15 protein-coding genes and 3 pseudogenes are annotated in these 16,460 nt (G+C 69.0%); 12 read left to right on the forward strand and 6 right to left on the reverse strand.

Going from position 1 to position 16,460, the window contains the following annotated elements; translation table 11 throughout:
• Nucleotides 1–522: 522 nt before the first annotated feature.
• Together ABZ478_RS37975 and ABZ478_RS37980 are read right to left on the reverse strand one after the other, a co-directional pair.
• A pseudogene (locus tag ABZ478_RS37975) lies at nucleotides 523–663 on the reverse strand (VOC family protein); the annotation flags it as partial.
• 116 nt (nucleotides 664–779) lie between these two features.
• A complete protein-coding gene (locus tag ABZ478_RS37980; protein ID WP_359557205.1) occupies nucleotides 780–1,022 on the reverse strand; it encodes a hypothetical protein in 243 nt (80 codons plus the stop codon).
• A gap of 176 nt (nucleotides 1,023–1,198) precedes the next feature.
• Between ABZ478_RS37980 and ABZ478_RS37985 the strand changes: the two genes are divergently transcribed.
• Nucleotides 1,199–1,774 (forward strand): sigma factor-like helix-turn-helix DNA-binding protein, encoded by a 576-nt coding sequence (locus ABZ478_RS37985; protein ID WP_359557208.1) that lies wholly within the window; start codon nucleotides 1,199–1,201, stop codon nucleotides 1,772–1,774.
• Entirely contained in the window at nucleotides 1,774–2,760 is a 987-nt protein-coding gene (locus ABZ478_RS37990; protein ID WP_359557210.1) for a hypothetical protein, read from the forward strand. The genes ABZ478_RS37985 and ABZ478_RS37990 overlap by 1 nt, the downstream gene beginning before the upstream one ends.
• A 423-nt stretch (nucleotides 2,761–3,183) precedes the next feature.
• Here the strand turns inward: ABZ478_RS37990 and ABZ478_RS37995 are convergent, their stop codons facing one another.
• Nucleotides 3,184–3,900 (reverse strand): DUF998 domain-containing protein, encoded by a 717-nt coding sequence (locus ABZ478_RS37995; protein ID WP_359557212.1) that lies wholly within the window; start codon nucleotides 3,898–3,900, stop codon nucleotides 3,184–3,186.
• Between the two features lie 267 nt (nucleotides 3,901–4,167).
• Nucleotides 4,168–4,428: a hypothetical protein gene (locus tag ABZ478_RS38000; protein ID WP_359557214.1), complete on the reverse strand. Its 261-nt coding sequence runs from the start codon at nucleotides 4,426–4,428 to the stop codon at nucleotides 4,168–4,170.
• Nucleotides 4,429–5,078: 650 nt separating this feature from the next.
• On the opposite strand from ABZ478_RS38000, the gene ABZ478_RS38005 reads away from it, so the two are divergent.
• The 3 genes and pseudogenes from ABZ478_RS38005 to ABZ478_RS38015 all read left to right on the forward strand — a co-directional run.
• The gene (locus ABZ478_RS38005; RefSeq protein WP_359557217.1) at nucleotides 5,079–5,417 is read left to right on the forward strand and encodes a MerR family transcriptional regulator; all 339 of its coding nucleotides are present in this window, start codon (nucleotides 5,079–5,081) and stop codon (nucleotides 5,415–5,417) included.
• Nucleotides 5,418–5,663: 246 nt separating this feature from the next.
• Complete coding sequence (locus ABZ478_RS38010; protein WP_161200952.1) at nucleotides 5,664–5,867, forward strand: cold-shock protein; 204 nt, start codon at nucleotides 5,664–5,666, stop codon at nucleotides 5,865–5,867.
• Nucleotides 5,868–6,392: 525 nt separating this feature from the next.
• A pseudogene (locus ABZ478_RS38015) lies at nucleotides 6,393–6,628 on the forward strand (helicase); the annotation flags it as partial.
• Between the two features lie 26 nt (nucleotides 6,629–6,654).
• On the opposite strand, the gene ABZ478_RS38020 reads toward ABZ478_RS38015, so the two are convergent.
• Nucleotides 6,655–7,404 carry an IclR family transcriptional regulator C-terminal domain-containing protein gene (locus ABZ478_RS38020; RefSeq protein ID WP_359557220.1) on the reverse strand — a complete coding sequence of 250 codons (750 nt, stop codon included), beginning with the start codon at nucleotides 7,402–7,404 and terminating at the stop codon, nucleotides 6,655–6,657.
• A 113-nt stretch (nucleotides 7,405–7,517) separates the two neighbouring features.
• Between ABZ478_RS38020 and ABZ478_RS38025 the strand changes: the two genes are divergently transcribed.
• From ABZ478_RS38025 to ABZ478_RS38050, 6 genes are all read left to right on the forward strand, one after another.
• A complete protein-coding gene (locus tag ABZ478_RS38025; RefSeq protein ID WP_359557222.1) occupies nucleotides 7,518–8,822 on the forward strand; it encodes an aromatic ring-hydroxylating dioxygenase subunit alpha in 1,305 nt (434 codons plus the stop codon).
• Nucleotides 8,822–9,286: an aromatic-ring-hydroxylating dioxygenase subunit beta gene (locus ABZ478_RS38030; RefSeq protein WP_359557225.1), complete on the forward strand. Its 465-nt coding sequence runs from the start codon at nucleotides 8,822–8,824 to the stop codon at nucleotides 9,284–9,286. Before ABZ478_RS38025 ends, ABZ478_RS38030 begins: the two co-directional genes overlap by 1 nt.
• Nucleotides 9,283–10,257, forward strand: a complete 975-nt coding sequence (locus ABZ478_RS38035; RefSeq protein ID WP_359557228.1) for a 4-hydroxythreonine-4-phosphate dehydrogenase PdxA — start codon at nucleotides 9,283–9,285, stop codon at nucleotides 10,255–10,257. Before ABZ478_RS38030 ends, ABZ478_RS38035 begins: the two co-directional genes overlap by 4 nt.
• Nucleotide 10,258: 1 nt before the next feature.
• Nucleotides 10,259–11,266: a 2Fe-2S iron-sulfur cluster-binding protein gene (locus tag ABZ478_RS38040; RefSeq protein ID WP_359557231.1), complete on the forward strand. Its 1,008-nt coding sequence runs from the start codon at nucleotides 10,259–10,261 to the stop codon at nucleotides 11,264–11,266.
• A gap of 23 nt (nucleotides 11,267–11,289) precedes the next feature.
• Nucleotides 11,290–12,660, forward strand: a complete 1,371-nt coding sequence (locus ABZ478_RS38045; RefSeq protein ID WP_359557233.1) for an MFS transporter — start codon at nucleotides 11,290–11,292, stop codon at nucleotides 12,658–12,660.
• A 232-nt stretch (nucleotides 12,661–12,892) separates the two neighbouring features.
• Nucleotides 12,893–15,307, forward strand: coding sequence for a helicase-associated domain-containing protein (locus ABZ478_RS38050; RefSeq protein ID WP_359557236.1), 2,415 nt, complete (start codon nucleotides 12,893–12,895; stop codon nucleotides 15,305–15,307).
• A 498-nt stretch (nucleotides 15,308–15,805) separates the two neighbouring features.
• Here ABZ478_RS38050 and ABZ478_RS38055 read toward each other — a convergent pair whose 3' ends face one another.
• Nucleotides 15,806–15,934, reverse strand: coding sequence for a hypothetical protein (locus ABZ478_RS38055; RefSeq protein ID WP_359557238.1), 129 nt, complete (start codon nucleotides 15,932–15,934; stop codon nucleotides 15,806–15,808).
• A gap of 166 nt (nucleotides 15,935–16,100) precedes the next feature.
• Between ABZ478_RS38055 and ABZ478_RS38060 the strand changes: the two are divergent.
• A pseudogene (locus ABZ478_RS38060) lies at nucleotides 16,101–16,376 on the forward strand (transposase); the annotation flags it as partial.
• Nucleotides 16,377–16,460: the final 84 nt, after the last annotated feature.

A 16,460-nucleotide genomic window follows, 5' to 3' on the forward strand; every position in this document is an offset into this window, starting at 1 on the left:
CACAGTAGGGCGATCCGGGGCGAAGCACCGCCGATTCCCCCGAGAGGGGCGTCGATCATCGGCGCTTTGCGGTATCCGAGGGGGCGGGGTCGGGAAGGGCGCGGCGGCTACGCGGCCCCGCAACCACGCGGCCCGCCCGCCCGTCGGCCATGCAGCTGCCCAAGGTGATCAGGTGGGTGGCAGCCTGCTTCAGCTCGTTGCCGCTGAGCCTGGCCCCTGCGGTGAGCGCGTCGGTCATCTCCTGCACGGAGAGCGTCGCCGGGCTCGGGCCGGGGGGAAACGCCGTGCCGCATGCCGGTCCTGCTCAGCTGGTGGCGTATCGGTGCAGGGCGTAGTCGCTGGCGCTGTTGGTGACGGCGGCCGAGACTCGGGGCATGAAGCTCGGGTAGGCCGCCCGGGTGCCGCACCCCGCACCTGGCAGCCGGTGGGTGGTGCCACGTCAGCGTCCTTGGCCCGGCCGGCGACGACAGCGGCCCTCATGTGGAGGGAGCCGCGTGCTGCGCGCACCGCCGTCGTCGACGGTGCGGAGGCGTGGTACTGCGCGAGCTCCAGCTTGCCGTGGCCGTCCGGGGTCCGCATCATCGCGATGGTGCTGCGGACTCCGTCGGGTCCGACGGCCTGGTCCGCGAAGAGGCCCTCGATCTGCGCCCAGCCTTCGACCTGTGGGCTCGGCCCGGTGGTCGGTCACGGCGCTGGTACCGGCAGCGGACATACCCGATCCCGCACTGGGACCGGAGGACTAGGCAGTACGAATCTGGCTGGCCACCCTCCAACGCTCGTCACACAGCGTGTACTTCAGGAGCGCACATCCGAATGACGATGTGCTGCTGCCCTGCCCCCGCCTTCTTCCCGCGCGGGAACAGTCTCGTGACCAGGCAGATGTCACAACTCATAGGAGAAAGCGCACTGTTGAGGTGCACGAGGTGCGTGAGGGTGGGCTGGAAGCCTGCACGAGAAAGGGAAGGGTGCGGAATGGAGCCTGTGATCACCGCAGCGATGGTGACCGTGGCCGTCAGTGTCATCAACGCCATTGTGAAGATCGCTCAGCGGCGGTTGAACGTGTCTGTGGAGATGACGCGGATCAGTGAGGCGGCGCGGACCGAGCGGGTCCGCTGCCTCACTGGGCGGTCCGCCGCACCTGCCCCCCACCGTGACGGCCGCGAGGCGGAGCCTGCCGGCCGGAGCGGGGGTGGCGAGCGTGGACGACTCCGTCAGCACTGACCTGCGCCTTGCCGAGCCGCTGGAGACAGCTGCCACCCCGCTGCCGGGTATCCAGCTCGCCGGGGCCCTGCACGACGAGCAGTATCCCGCCCTGGTCCGCTTCCTGCTGTTGCAGGGAGCGTCCTGGGCAGAGGCCCAGGACGCCGCGCAGGACGCTTTCACTCAGATGTGCGCGCCAGGCGTCACGATCACCTACCCTCGCGCCTGGCTACGCACGGTGGCATGGCGGTCTTGGGTAAGCCAGCAGGTGAAACTCGAAGAGACGTGCGCGGACCTGCCCGAACCGCAGCTCGGCCTGCGCTGGCAGACCCCGGCCCACGCCGCCGAGCTGGGGGAGGAGGAACGCCAGGTGATCTCCCTTCTTCAGCATTTGCCGGCCAAACAACGAGCCGCAATGGCCTGGCATCTTGACGGTTTCACCACTGAGGAAAGCGCACGCGCAATGGGGACCACTCAGGCGGCCGTCCGCCAGAACCTGGCCCGCGCGAGAGCCGCACTGAAGCAAGGCCTGCGGCTGGAAGGCCGGTTCATCGACGAGAGGAGGAAGACGTGATGGGCAGCGATCCCCGCGCAGCGGAAGGAAACGGCCGACACGACGACGACCTCGACGCCCTGCTGACAACCATGCACCGTCGACTGGGCATTGCCGTTGTTGACCGCCTCAACACCCACGGCGGGCCGCCCGAACTGCGTACCCCGGATCTTGCGCTCGACCGCCTCCTGACAGCGACCCACCGCGCCACGGGGAAGGCTGTCAGCCGCCGCCTGTCCCGGGACGACTACGCCGCTCAGCGCAATTCCGCACTCCAGGCGAGTCTCGGGCCCCGGGGCCACCTGGCCCGCCGCCCTGCGACGATCCGAGTCAAATACCGCGAAGGGGCACTGCGCTTGGTCCACAACTACTGGCCTTTCGACCTGGCCGAGGCCATGCGCACCGCTGTCCGCATCGTCCAGGACCTGTGTGACCTGCTGGACGACGGCGCACAGCCGCTGGGCCGTGCCGACACTGTGGTGGAACAACTCCGAGAACACCTTGAGGGCATGTCCCGGCGGCCCCAACCGCACCGGCCCCAGGCTGCCCTCAGCGGCCTGGACTACCTCAACGCCGTCGAGTCCGCCCTCGCCGACCCGGCCGAGCGCCTCACCAACGAACTGCACAGCATCCGGGAACTCCTGGATGAAGAACTGGCCCCCTCCGTCACCGCACTCCAGGCAACCGGACGTGCCTACCTGTTCGGCGTCGGGGCAGTCGCCCAGGACCTCATCGACGACCTGGCCCACGGCTGTGGGCATGCTGACGCGCTGGCCAGAGTTGTCGCAGAAGTCGAGCGGGCCAGCAATGACTTCGTCGGAGCAGACCTCACCAGCGCCAAGCTGGACGATGTGCCCCTGGAGGGAGTCCTGTGGGACGCAACAACTCTATGGCCGGCACAGTGGGAAACCCGGGTGCGCCGTGCCTCACTGCCGTCCGATGAAGAGCAAGGAGTCCTCGTGGTCGCGGCCGAGGGATGCGACTCTGTGGTCCACGCCGATGCGTAGGACGTCTGCTCGGCGATGCTGCGTCCAGGTCGGAGCCGTGTTGCCTGTGCCAAGCGACGGGGATGGCGCTGACCGTGCTCGCCACGGGATTGCGTACGTGCAAGGGATACGTGAGCCGTCTTCGAGCTGACTCGTCCCGGACGACATGCCGTCCGGGACGCGCGCAGAGCAGTTGCCGGTCCACGAGTAGTGCGGCTCAGGATGAACCTGATCGGCACAGACCGGAAGGCTCACGGCAGTGGCTCACTCTCTGCGATCTCTCGGTTTGGGGACAGTGAGGTAAGAGACAGTCGGGAGGGGATGTGTTGATGCTGGTCGGGTGGGGGGGCGGGGTGTGGGGCCGCTGTCGCGGGGCTGAGAGCACCGCGAGGGGTTCGCTGTCCCGGCGTGTTATCGCATCAGGGGTGACGCTGTGACGCTGTCTCAGTTTGGTGAGTTCTGATCCGCTGGCCGGTGGGTGTGGGTGTGGGTGTGGGTGTGGGTGGGGATCAGGGACAGCAGGATCCGGCCTCGGTAGGGGCGTGTGGACAGGCCGCAGACCGCGGCTGCCAATGCCCATACCAAGAGGGGAAATGCCGCTACCCGCTCCATGCCGCCCATCCCGAGTCCGAGGTAGCGGTGGGAGAGGAAGAGCCCAAAAGCTGTGATCGCCGCTACCCCTAGCAGGCTGGTCGCCCAGCGCAGCGGAGCCGGCACATCGTCCGCCAGGCCGATGCCCGCCAGCACAAGACCGATGTTGCCCATGGCCATTATGAGCAGCGCACCCAGGACATGCTGGTTCTCGTGGACGTCCGCAGGCGCCAGCCCGGCCAACACGAATCCCATGCCGGCGCAGGCCAGCAGCCACCGGGTCACGAGCGCGCTCGCGCCTCGGCGCCACACAGCGCCCGTGAAGAAGACGCCGACGGCGAGGAGCGTTCCCAAAGTGATGAACGAGGCGTTCATCAGGCCGTGTTCGGGCGAGCAGATATAACGGGGTTCGGGTTCCGACTGCATGGCGCAGTGAGCGTTACCTAAGTCGCTGATGTTGTTCCCTGCCCAACTGTATGGTCTGGCCCAGGCCAACTCGGCGATCACGTGGGCCACAAAGAACTGCGCCACTCCTGCAACCCACGCGGCGTATCCGATCCGAGTCTTCACGTCCACCTTCTCTCGCATGGTTCACGTGCGAACAGGGGATCACGCACGGCTGGCCTCAGGCACTCCTACAAGCCCCCGGGCACGAGGTAGGGCAGACCCCACGTCCAGCCATGACTCAGGGCTTCATGAAACGGCGGACAGAGCCATGCTCTCCTCCCGCCGCCTTGTAAGGGCTCAGGCCCCCAGGGCGACCTTGTGCGAGCGGTGCCGCTCCCGGCGAAGCGGTGCCGGGCCCTTCGCAAGGTCAGGCGGCGGGGCGGCAGACGGCTACTGGTCGGGGTGGACGGCTTGGACGCCGGTGCCGGCGTAGGCCTTGGGGGTGAGGGTGAGGAGGTACCGCCCGGTGGGGTGGGCGGGGGAGGGGCGGGCGGTGTGGATGGCGTGGACGGCGGCCCAGGAGTGCCCGAACCGCAGCAGTTCGGTTGCGAGCCGCCGGCCCCTTCTCGCGCTCGGGGCCGCCGGGACGCCTACGCGGTCGGGTGACTCGAAATCCGGGATTGGGGAACCGGAAGAGATGCCCTGCCCCATAAGGGGAGGGCCGGGTCTCTGGACGCCCGGCTCCCTCACCGGAAGAAGGACCATGATGGCGCACGAAGACGACGGTGGGCAGGCCGTGCCGAACACCCCGGGCATGCGCTCCGACGGCGGCGGTGTCACACGCCGCCGTCCGCTGCGCGAGCGGCACGTCGAGGACGCAGGAAGTGCAGTTGGCAGTACCCAGCAGCGAAGTCAGTGAGCAGTACCTCGGTGAAGGCGTCGGCTGCGGGCGCACGCACCGGGAGGTTCGGCAGCGGGGTTCTAAGCCAGAGCAGATGCAGGATGGGCGACGGGGCTGGCTGCCGAAGTGGCGCTGTGAGAGGCCACCAGCAGTACGCAACACCAGCAGTACGCAGTTCCCGTTTGGTAAGTGATTGATCCAGAGGGAAGGAACGGAGGAGCCAAGCGCCATCAGGATCGCCCGGGCGAGCAGTACGGAGCCCGGGTACCGCAGGACATCGATAGTGAGGTGGTCTCCGGTCACGCATCCGCGATCCCCCCGCCCCCGACAGCAGTCAGGTCGGGTCTGCGGAAACAGAAGGCCGGCGCAGTATCAGGGCCGGCAGATGGTGTAGCAGTTCCTTCGGGGCCCGGGAGCCACATGCTTCCGGGCCCCTCCACGCGTTCCACAGAGAGGTGCAATGACCGCAGACGACTCGTTCGGCCGTCTCGACGACGACGACTACCCCGCCTACACCATGGGCCGGGCCGCCGAAATGCTCGGCACCACCCAGGGCTTCCTCCGCGCCCTCGGAGAGCACCGCCTCATCACCCCGCTGCGCTCAACCGGCGGACACCGCCGCTACTCCCGCTACCAGCTGCGCATCGCCGCCCGCGCCCGGGAAATCGTCGACCAGGGCACGCCCATCGAGGCGGCCTGCCGGATCGTCATCCTCGCGGACCAACTCGAAGAGGCCCAGCGCATCAACGCCGAGTACCGCCGCGCCGCCGAATCAGCGAATTCGACGGCCGCGGCTTGACCTGGGCGCGCCTGCCGCCCCAGACGGCGTACACCTGCCCGCACACGGTCCACAGTGTGTACTTGTTTTCCTGTGGTGACAGCGTGTGCGGGCGTGTACCGTCTGAGTCAGCTGTCGTGGTTCGGAAGTTCCCTTTGCCCACGCCGTAGGCGTGGGCGTTTTGCTGTGCTGTGCCGCAGGAACCAGGGCGATCACCTCCGCCTGCCGCACGTTGTGGGAGGCGTACTCGACTGGAAGGCATGAGACATGGCTACGGGAACTGTGAAGTGGTTCAACGCGGAGAAGGGCTTCGGCTTCATCGCTCAGGACGGCGGCGGCCCGGACGTCTTCGCCCACTACTCGGCGATCAACTCCTCGGGCTTCCGTGAGCTCCAGGAGGGCCAGAGCGTGACGTTCGACGTCACCCAGGGCCAGAAGGGCCCCCAGGCCGAGAACATCAACCCGGCCTGACCTTTCGTACTCCGCCCGCACAACGCAGGGGACAGCGCTCGACCCCGACCGGAACGGCGAGTGCCGGGCTCCGGTGACGCCGGCGGAATCTGAGGCGCACCAAGTCAGGGCTGCGCAGCTGTTGCTGCGCAGCCCTGGTCTGTGTCGGGATTGCAGTGCGAAGGGCGCTGCTGTTTGACCTGCCGTGGCTGCGCTGGCACCTGGGCAGAACCAGCGGCTGTCTACCTGACCTTCCTGACATTCACCGGTGACAGTCAGCACCGACCCGGCCCACGCCACCGGTGAAGCGGACTTGATCGGCCGCCCAGTCGCTGCCACGGGCGCAGTCGCCCGAGTAGATAGCCGGCCGCGAGCGCGGAGGCCTCGGTGACGACGATGCCCATCACGACCACCGCATCCCGATTGCGGACAGCTGCTCCATCCGCTCCGGGATCAACGCCGCGGCTCTGGAGCGCTGGAACACCCGTACCTAGACCGGCTGTCACTGACACCCATCCACTGACACCAACCCGGCACATCGCAGTCTGGTGCCCGGGATGGCCCATCGACTGGCAACGCAACTTCCACCTCGTGCGGCAACACCTCCACGCCGGCGGCACACTCCCACGACGCCGGGCGAGGTCGTGCATCAAGGGCGCTGGGTGCGGTCGGTGCGGCTGGGCTGGGACACGCTGACGGCCGTGCAGCAGTGGATGTGCGAACACGTCCTCGGCATCCAACCCGCCAGCGAGGACGAGAAGCCGAAGTCGCGGCGCAGCAAAGTGACAGGTTGACCGGATCCCGTCTCCTACAGCTTCCGGCCGAGCGCTGCCGCGTGCTGCTGCATCACCGGGGCAACCCGGTCGCGGAGCTCATCGACGGTGACGCGGGAGCTTGAGGCGCTGACCGAGATGGCGCCGACCAGCTGGCCGGCCGGATCGTGGACCGGTACAGCGATGGAGAGCAGCCCGAGTGCGAGCTCCTCGGAGTTGATCGCCATGCCCGCGGCGCGGACAGCCCGGACGCGGTCTTCGACTTCGGCGGCCGTGGTGGGGGTCCCTGGGGTGCGTGCGGGAAACGGAGCGGCGGCGAGGTAGTCGGTCAACTCGGTTGAGTCCAGGGCGCCGAGCAGAACCTGTCCGGTGGAGGAGGCGTAAAGGGGGAGCCGGGCGCCGACACGTATGCCGTTGTCGATGAGCCGGGTGCCTTCGCTGCGCGCGATGAACAGTGATTCGTTGTCGTAGCGCACGGCCAATGAGGCGGACTCGTCGGTTGCGTCGCGGATGGCGGCGAGGTGCGGCTGGGCGAGTTGGGGAAGCGCGGCGGACTCGCCGTAGGTGGCGCCGATGCGCAGTACGCGGGGAGTGGGCGCGAAGAACTTCCCGTCGAAGGTGACGTAGCCGAGCTCGGTGAGCGTGTTCAGGCAGCGGCGTGCCGTTGCCCGGCTCAGGCCGGTGGCGCGGGACGCATCGCTGATGGTGAGCCGGGGAGTGCTGTCCCCGAATGCCTCGAGGATCGCGAGTCCCTTGGCAAGTCCTGCCATTCCTTCGACGGCCATGCGGCCTCCCCCTTGACAGATGTGACTACTGGCAAATCTACTGGCGCTCTGTTCGGATAGCGAGCAAACGTTCGCATAGCGAACGAGGGTTGTCAAGCACTGGAGGTGCACGCATGAGCGCACGGAACACGGGGGCGGGTGCTCCGGCCCCGGCCCCGGCCGGGATTTCGGAGCGCCGCTGGCCCGAGTCCCTGACCGAGGTGCCGTACTGGGTCTTCCAAGACGAGGACGTCTACCGGGCCGAGCAGGAGCGGATCTTCCACGGCCCGATGTGGAACTACCTCTGCCTCGAGGCCGAGCTGGCCGAACCGGGCGACTTCTGCGCCACCTTCATCGGCGAGCAGCCGGTGCTCGTGACCCGCGACCACGACGGCCAGATCTACGCCTTCGAAAACCGGTGCGCCCACCGCGGCTCGCTGATCGCTATGGAGCACTACGGCCACACCAAGGACTTCACCTGCGTCTACCACGCCTGGACGTACAACCTTCAGGGTGACCTCACCGGTGTCGCCTTCGAAGAGGGCATCAACGGCAAGGGCGGCATGTCGCCGGAGTTCTGCAAGGCCGCCCACAGCCCGCGGCGGCTGCGGCTGGCCACTGTGCACGGCTTGGTCTTCGGCAGCCTGGACAACGACGTGCCGGAGATCGAGGAGTACCTCGGCCAGGAGATCCTCGACCGGATCGAGCGGGTCCTCGGCGGCCGCAAGCCGGTCGTGCTGGGCCGGTTCACCCAGAGCCTGCCGAACAACTGGAAGCTGTACATGGAGAACGTCAAGGACTCCTACCACGCCAGCATCCTGCACCTGTTCTTCACGACCTTCGGGCTCAACAAGCTGAACCAGAAGGGCGGCATCATCGTCTCGGAGAACGGTGGCCACCACGTGAGCTGGTCGGCCATCAACCCAGAGGCGGAGGCCGCGGCGCACTACAAGGACCAGAAGATCCGCTCCGACTCCGAGTACCAGCTCGAAGACCCGTCGCTGGTCGACAGCTTCAGCGAAGTCGGGGACGACATCACGCTGCAGATCCTCTCGGTCTCGCCCGGCTTCGTACTCCAGCAGATCCAGAACTCCGTCGCCGTACGCCAGGTGCTGCCGACCGGGGTCGACTCCACCGACCTCCACTGGACCTACCTCGGCTTCGAGGACGACACCGAGGAGCAGCAGCTGATCCGCCTCAAGCAGTCCAACCTGGTCGGTCCGGCCGGCTATGTCTCCATGGAGGACGGCGCCATCGGCGGCTTCGTGCAGCGGGGCATCACCGGGGCGAGCAAGGAGTTCGCGACCGTTCAGATGGGCGGTGACCAGGCCGTGTCCAGCGAGAGCCGGGTCACCGAGGCTTCGATCCGCGGCTTTTGGAAGGTCTACCGCGAAGCCATGGGTTTCGCCGTCGGCGCGGGCAAGGGAGCACAGGCCTGATGGATGCGCACAACCTGATCAGCCGGGCCCAGGGGCACTACGTCCGCGCCATCGATGACGGCCCGATCGAGGACTGGCCGGAGTTCTTCGCCGACGACGCCTTCTACAAGGTCACCACGGCGGACAACCACCGGCGCGGGCTGCCGGCCGGGATCATCTGGGCGAACAACAAGGCGATGCTCAAGGACCGGGTCTCTGCGCTGAAGGAGGCCAACATCTACGAGCCGCACGCCTACCGGCACATGCTCGGCCAGCCTGCGGTGCTTCAGGAGAGCGAGGCCGGCGCGACCAGCGAGACCTCGTTCCTGGTCATCCGCATCACCGGGAACGGGCCGACCGATGTGTTCGCCAGCGGCCGCTACCTCGACGAATACGTCTTCGAGGACGGCAGAGCCCTGATCCAGAAGCGGACCGTGGTCTGCGACAGCTCCCGTATCGACACACTGCTGGTACTGCCGCTGTGACCGGGATACCCAGACTGCTGCTCACCACCGGCGATCCGAACGGGATCGGGCCGGAGATCGCGCTCGCGGCGGTCGCCGAGCTCGATGACCAGGCGCCGGTCGTGGTGGGCGACCGTCATGTACTCCAACCGTACGCCGAGCGCGCGGGGCTCACGTTGCGCGCGGCGCAGCCGGGTGCGGCCGCCGAGCGCGGCGTGTGCGACCTGGTCGACGTCGGCGCCCTGGCCCCCCATGACCTGGCGGTCGGTCAGGTCACCGCGCCCGCGGGCGCCGCCACCATCGCGTACACCGCCGCAGCGGTACGGCTGGCGATGGACGGCAGTTACGCCGGTGTGGTCGCCTGCCCGCACTCGGAGACGGCCGTCCACCGGGCCGGAATCGCCTTCGCCGGCTACCCGCCGCTGATCGCGGAGCTCACCGGAACCCCGCTTGAGAAGGTCTTCCTGATGCTGGTCGGCGGCGGTCTGCGCATCGCGCACGTCACACTGCACGAGCGGCTGGCCGACTCGCTGGCCCGGCTCACCCCCGAGCTGGTCACCAACGCCGGGCTGGCGCTGCACCGGGCGCTGCGGGCAACTGGCATCGCCGATCCCCGGATCGGCGTCTTCGGGCTCAATCCGCACGCCGGTGAAGACGGCCTGTTCGGCGACGACGACAAGCTGGTCACCGAGCCTGCCGTGGCTGCTCTCCGCGAGCTCGGCGTCCTTGCCGAGGGCCCCGTCGGAGCCGACATCCTGCTCGGCGGCGCCCGCCACCACGACGCCTACCTGGCGATGTACCACGACCAGGGGCACATCCCGGTCAAGGTCCTGGCCGGACGTACCGCGGCCGCAGTCACCATCGGTGCCGGTGCGCCGTTCGCCAGCGTGGGCCATGGCCCCGCCTTCGACATCGCCGGGCAGGGCAATGCCGACCCGGGCGCCGTGCTCGCAGCTCTCCGGCTGCTCGCTCCGACCGTTCAGGAGGACTGAGATGACCTTCACCATCAGTGTCCGCGGCTCTGACATCGCCTTCGGCTGCGAGCCGGGGCAGAACGTCCTGGACGCCGCCGAGGCGGCCGGTTGGGCGATTCCGTACTCCTGTCGCAAGGGCGTGTGCGACACCTGCCTCGGCTCGGTGACCGCAGGCCCGCTGGACATGCCAGGCAGTGGTGCCGTCTGCGGCCCGGCCGAGGTCCGGCTCTGCCGGGCACAGCCAACCGGCGATATCGAGATCGCGCCGCGCCGGATCGCGGCACGGACCCCGCCGGTGCGCAAGCGGCTGACCACAACGGTGTACCGGCGCCGCCAGGTCGCCCCCAGCGTCACCGTTCTCGACCTGCGCTACCCCATCGGCCGGCGGACGCCCTTCCAGGCCGGCCAGTTCCTCAACGTCATCCTCGACGACGGCGATACCCGGTCGTACTCGCTGGCCAATGCACCCCAGCACAACGACCTCGCCCAGCTGCACGTCCGGCACGAACCAAACGGCGTGTTCTCAGCCCGGATCCTGCAGCAGCTGGAGTTCCACGACACCGTGGAAATCGAGGCGCCCTTCGGCGAGTTCTTCGTCGAGGACGGCGACGGGCCCCTCCTCCTGCTCGCCACCGGCACCGGGTTCGCACCCATGCGGTCGATCATCCTCGACCACATCGCCCGGCGCCTGACCCGCCCGATCCACCTGTACTGGGGCGCCCGCACCCTCGAGGATCTCTACGCCCGCACCACCCTCCAAGCCTGGACCCGGCGCTACCCATGGTTCCGGTTCACCCCAGTGCTCTCCCAGCCGCACACCGGCTGGGAAGGCGCCGCCGGTTGGGTACAAGCAGCCGCGATCGCGGCCCATCCCGACCTGAGCAGCCACCACATCTACGCCTGTGGCAGCGAAGCGATGACCCGAACCGCCGCCCAGGAGCTGGCGCGCGAGCGCGATGTGGCTTCCGACCGGTTCCACTCCGATGCGTTCGTCTCGGCCGTGGGAGCCCTCGCCAGAGTCGAGTAACCCTTCTCCATGTGGAGTGCATTATGTCCAAAACCACTTCATCCCCGTCCGCCGCCGTATCGGACCCGCAGGGGCCGCTCAAGCTCCCCGGCTTCATCGACGGACGCCGCCCGGGCGGCTTCCAACTACGTACCGTGCTGCTGTGCGGGCTGGTCATGCTGCTCGACGGGTTCGACACCCAGGCGATCAACTACATGGCCCCGGCCATCACCCAGGACTGGGGTGTGTCCAAGGGCACCATGGCCACGATCTTCTCAGCCGCACTGGTCGGCCTGATGATCGGCTATCTGCTGCTGGCCCCGCTCTCCGACAAGTTCGGCCACAAGCGACTCGTCATGGCGGGAGTTGCAGTCTTCTCGCTCTCGACGCTGGTCTCGGTGTGGGCGCAGAGTCCCGACCAGCTCATGATCATGCGAGTGATCACCGGAATAGGCCTCGGCGCAGCCACCCCGAGCACCATCGCGCTCACCGCCGAGTACAGCCCCAAGCGGCTGCGGGCCAGCCTGGTCCTGGCGATCTACTGCGGTTTCTCACTCGGGTTCGTGGTCGCCAACTACGCCGCCGACTGGCTCATCCCCGCCCACGGATGGCGCTCGGTCTTCGTCGCCGGCGCCGTGCTGCCCCTGGCCCTGCTCCTCGTACTGGCCCGGCAGCTGCCCGAGTCGATCTCCTATCTGCTGCGCCGCGGGGAAAACGCCAAGGCGTACGCCCTGTGCCGCCGGATCGACCGGACGCTGCCGGAGACGGACAAGGCGCAGGTCGAAGCGGAAAGCGCCGGCCCCGGCAAGCGGGTCAAGGTCACCGAGCTGCTCTCGGGCCGCCAGCTGCTCGGCACGGTCCTGCTGTGGGTCGTCTTCGCGATCAACCTGGCGTTGTTCTACGGCCTGCAGAGCTGGATGCCGACCATCCTTGCCGATCGCGGCTACTCCGCCGGCACCCTGGCGACCGCCGCGTCCATGACGACCATCGGCGGCATCGTGATCGCCTTCGTGGTCGGGCCCGCGATGGACCGGCTCGGCGCCTACGGCTCCCTGGGCACCCTCTACTTCGTCGGCTGCGGCTTCCTGGTCCTCATGGGCCTGGTGCTGGGCTCCCCGGTCTGGATGGTCCTGGCGGCGATCTTCCTGGTCGGCTGCGCCGTCAGCGGCGGCCAGAAGAGCGTCATCGCACTCGCTGCGGCCTTCTATCCCGAAGAAGTACGCTCCACCGGTGTCGGCTGGGCGTTGGGCATCGGCCGCGTCGGCGGCATCGTCGGCCCGCTGATCGTCGGAGGCATGCTGGCCGACGGCATGGGCCACGAGCAGCTGTTCCTGATCCTCGCGGGCCCCACCGCGCTGTGCGGTCTGATCGTCCTGTACCTCGGACACCGCGCGAAGCAACTCAAGACAGCCTGATCCCGGAAACCGGCGCTGCGGGGGCCGGGAGGCCGTGCTGGCCTGTGCCGTCCCCCGCACACGGTGTGCGTGCCGATTATTACGCCCGGGCAGGTTGGGCCGCGTGTGTGTACTCATGAAGGACGCCGCCGAGCGTATCGGGACGCGATGGCGGACGCGGCACTCGCCACATGCGCCATGCTGGGAGGCCGTACCGCAGCGTGGCGTCGCTTCTGACGAGGTGTGCTGATCAGTGAAGTCCGGTAAGTCGACCCTTGCAGCGTGGCTGCACCGCCTCGATGCCGCACACCTGGAGGGGGTACTCGCGGCACGCCTGGACGTCGTGTCCCCGCCGGAGCCACGCTCGGTGAACGAACTGGCCGAACGCCTGCAACGCCGGGGCTCGGTGGCCCTCGCGCTGCCCCGGCTGACGCTTCCCGCCCTGCAGGCGGCCGAGGCACTGGCGGCACTGACTGCACCGGTATCGCCCGAGGCCCTGGCGGACCTGCTCGACGCAACCGAGGGCGAGGCCGCACGCGGCCTTCAAGCGGCACTCCAGTCGCTGGCCACACATGCGCTGGTCTGGCCGGACGGCGAGGGAGCACTGCGGATGGCCGCGCCCCTGCGGCAGGCGTGGGACACACCACTCGGACTGGACCAGCCGCTGGCGACGCTGCTGAAGGACACGACCTCCGAGGAACTGCGCCGGATGCTGACGGCTCTGGGCGTGCGGCCTGCCGTAACCAAGCCGCAGCGCCTGGCGGCCCTCTTGGAGCACCACAGCGACCCGGCGCGTGTCGCCGCCGTGGTCGCGCGGGCCCCGGCTGAGGCCCGGGACCTGCTGGAGCGCCGGGCGGAGGCCGGGTACCGACCGGAGCCGATTATCACCTTCGGGGGCCCATCAGCCCCCGAACCGGGTGCGCGCTGGGCGCTGGAGCGGGGCCTGCTGGTCCAGGGCCGATACAGCTACGGCCCCCCACGGATGCCCGCCGAGGTGACGCTCGCGCTGCGCGGGCCCGGCCGGCATGCTCCGTTCAATCCCGCGCCGCCCGTCACGCCCCTGGTACCCGTCACCCCGGCGGAGGTGGACGGGGAGGCGTCCGCAGCGGCCACGGCGTTCGTCGGCCACGCCGCCTCGGTCCTTTCGGTATGTGCGACGGCCCCGCCCGCCCGACTGAAGTCCGGCGGAGTCGGAGCCCGCGAACTGGCAAGGATCGGCAAGGCGGCACACTGCGAGGAGCCGGTCGTGCGCCTCACCCTGGAGACGGCGTACGAGGCCGCTCTGATGGCCCGTGACGGTGACCGGGTGGCGACAACGGACGCCTACGACACCTGGGCGGAGCTCGAGCCCTCACAGCGGCTCTATGTGCTGGTGCACGCCTGGTGGTCCCTTGCGCTCACCCCCTCACAGACCCGCACCGAGGACAACAAGGCGCTGCCCGCCCTGGCCGGAGCCCCGCCCTGCGCCGGCTGTCTCCAGGCCCGGCACGGGCTGCTCACCGCCGCTTCCAAAATCCCACCCGGCCAAGGCGCGAAGAGAGTGGCGGAGTTGGGGATCGTGACCGCTTGGTCCCGTCCGCTCGCCGAGGTACTGCCGCAGGACGCGACACCGTTCGCCACCGTGATCCGGGAGGCGGAACTGCTCGGCGTCCTCGCCCGCGGCGCCCTTTCCCCGATCGGCGCCGCGCTGCTGGCCGAAGACTGCGAAAGCTTGTCCGCGGTCTGCCGTCGCCTGCTGCCCGAGGCCGCCACGACGGCCCGCTTCGGCGCCGACCTGACCGCCGTCGTCACCGGCACGCCCGCTGCCCGGCTGGTCACGCTGCTGGACTCGGTCGCCGACCGGGAGGCCGGCGGCACAGCCTCGGTGTGGCGCTTCAGCCCGAGGAGCGTTCGCCGCGCCCTGGACGCCGGCCGCCCGCCCGACGCCATCGCCACGGACCTGGCCGCCGTCGCCACCGGCCCGCTGCCGCAGCCCCTGGCGTACCTGATCAACGACACGGCACGCGGCCACGGGCGGATCCGCATCGCCCCGGCCGCCTGCGTGATCCACGGCGAGGAACCCGCCCTTCTCGCCGAACTCGCCGCCCACCGCAGACTTTCCAAGCTGGGCCTGCGGCAGCTCGCCCCAACCGTCCTTGTCAGCCGCTCACCACTGCAGAAGACACTCGCCGCGCTGCGGGCCGAGGGCTACGCGCCGGTCGCCGAGTCGGCCGACGGCACCGTACGCATCGAGCGGCCCCGCAGCCACCGGGCGACCGCGCCGGTGCCGCCGCCACGCAAGCCGGCCGGTGCGCCCGGCGCCCGGGCCCATACGACCACCGCACCCGTGTCCGCCGAGCTGACCGCGCTTGCCGCCCGACTTGCGGCCGCCCCGCTCGCCGGTCCCGCCCCCGACCCGCACACCGGCGTTCCCTTCGCCACCGGCACCGAAGAAGTCATCGCCGGATACGCCAGGCGCCTGTCCCACACCGATGTCCGTCAACTCGCCCACGCCGTCGACGACGGCACGGCGGTCACGATCGAGTACGTCGCCACCACGGGCAAGCACACGATCCGCACGCTCAGCGACCTGGCCCTCGACCCGCCGTACCTGTACGCGTGGTGCCAGCTGCGCGAAGCGGAGCGGATGTTCACGCTGTCGCGGATTCACGGGGTGATGCCGACTTGACCCGAAGCGGCGGGCCAGGGCGTACGAGGCGGCCGTGCAGGCTCTGGCAGGCCTGGCCCGTGCGGCGGCCCTCCCAGTCGCACGGCCCCGGCCTACAAGGTCCTCGAGTCGCACCTGAGGAAAAACCCGTTGGCCGTTCCAGTCCGCACCGGCGAACGGGCCCTCGCCCATCGTGCCGGCCGCATCCCACCCCAGCCGAAGACACCGCGCTCCTTCACGACGAGCTCCGCCTGAGTATCCACAGCATCACCACCATCACCGGCACCGCCCCGGCGCGGGTCACTGCGTTCCTGGCCGCCGCCCGAGATGTGGACACGGCGGACTTCACCGGTCGTGAGGCGATCGCGAGCCTTGGCGCTCGGCGCTGCCCGTCCGCGCAGCGCCTCAGGGGCCGGGGACGGGTGGCGTCCGGCTTGGTCGTGCTGCAGGCTGCGGAACAACTTCGACTCCACCGGCCAGTACTCGCACGAAGAGCCATCGACTCGCATGCTGGGGCGGTCAGTGGCGGCTCCACATCCGGTGCAACTCCTGCACGTCGGTGGACCACTGCGCCGGCAGGTCGGCCTCCGAGGGGACGGGCCGGTCTAGATAGTCCAGGATCTGCGGATAGAAGGGGTGCATGCGCAAGTCGTCATCGGGTCTCCTTCGTGGATACCCCGGCCTTCAGGCCGGGGAGGAAACGAAGCTCCCGCGTAGCGGGGCAGGGAAAGGCGAATCGCCGCCAGGGCGATTCGGCGTCTATGGCCACCGGTCGGCACCCGCTGTTCACACGGGAACTGATAGATTGTGAGCTATGGCGCAGCAGGTCAAGCGGGCGTTCAAGTACCGCTTTTACCCCACGAACGAGCAGGCGGCAGAGCTGTCCCGCACGTTCGGCTGCGTCCGCCTCGTGTACAACAAGGCGCTGGAGGAGCGCACACGGGCCTGGTACGGCGAGCAGCGCCGCGTCTCCTACGTGCAGTCGTCGGCGGCGCTGACGCAGTGGAAGAAGACCGAGGAACTGGCCTTCCTGGCGGAGGTGTCCTGCGTCCCTCTTCAGCAGGCGCTGCGTCACCTTCAGAGGTCGTTTTCGCCCGTTGTTTCATCCCGTGATGCGGGCTTGGTTTGTTGATGTCGGGTCGCGCCAGGAGATGGTGTTCTCGCCGGTGAGTCG

It is taken from the genome of Streptomyces sp. NPDC005706 (assembly GCF_040631045.1).
Taxonomy (GTDB): domain Bacteria; phylum Actinomycetota; class Actinomycetes; order Streptomycetales; family Streptomycetaceae; genus Streptomyces.

Excerpts from the sequence above, each read along its gene's own strand:
- ABZ478_RS38045 (WP_359557233.1), top strand. The coding sequence starts at position 11,290 with ATGTCCAAAACCACTTCATCCCCGTCCGCCGCCGTATCGGACCCGCAG.
- ABZ478_RS38020 (WP_359557220.1), bottom strand. The coding sequence starts at position 7,404 with ATGGCCGTCGAAGGAATGGCAGGACTTGCCAAGGGACTCGCGATCCTC.
- ABZ478_RS37980 (WP_359557205.1), bottom strand. The coding sequence starts at position 1,022 with ATGACACTGACGGCCACGGTCACCATCGCTGCGGTGATCACAGGCTCC.
- ABZ478_RS38000 (WP_359557214.1), bottom strand. The coding sequence starts at position 4,428 with ATGGGGCAGGGCATCTCTTCCGGTTCCCCAATCCCGGATTTCGAGTCA.
- ABZ478_RS38040 (WP_359557231.1), top strand. The coding sequence starts at position 10,259 with ATGACCTTCACCATCAGTGTCCGCGGCTCTGACATCGCCTTCGGCTGC.
- ABZ478_RS38010 (WP_161200952.1), top strand. The coding sequence starts at position 5,664 with ATGGCTACGGGAACTGTGAAGTGGTTCAACGCGGAGAAGGGCTTCGGC.
- ABZ478_RS38005 (WP_359557217.1), top strand. The coding sequence starts at position 5,079 with ATGACCGCAGACGACTCGTTCGGCCGTCTCGACGACGACGACTACCCC.
- ABZ478_RS38030 (WP_359557225.1), top strand. The coding sequence starts at position 8,822 with ATGGATGCGCACAACCTGATCAGCCGGGCCCAGGGGCACTACGTCCGC.
- ABZ478_RS38025 (WP_359557222.1), top strand. The coding sequence starts at position 7,518 with ATGAGCGCACGGAACACGGGGGCGGGTGCTCCGGCCCCGGCCCCGGCC.
- ABZ478_RS37990 (WP_359557210.1), top strand. The coding sequence starts at position 1,774 with ATGGGCAGCGATCCCCGCGCAGCGGAAGGAAACGGCCGACACGACGAC.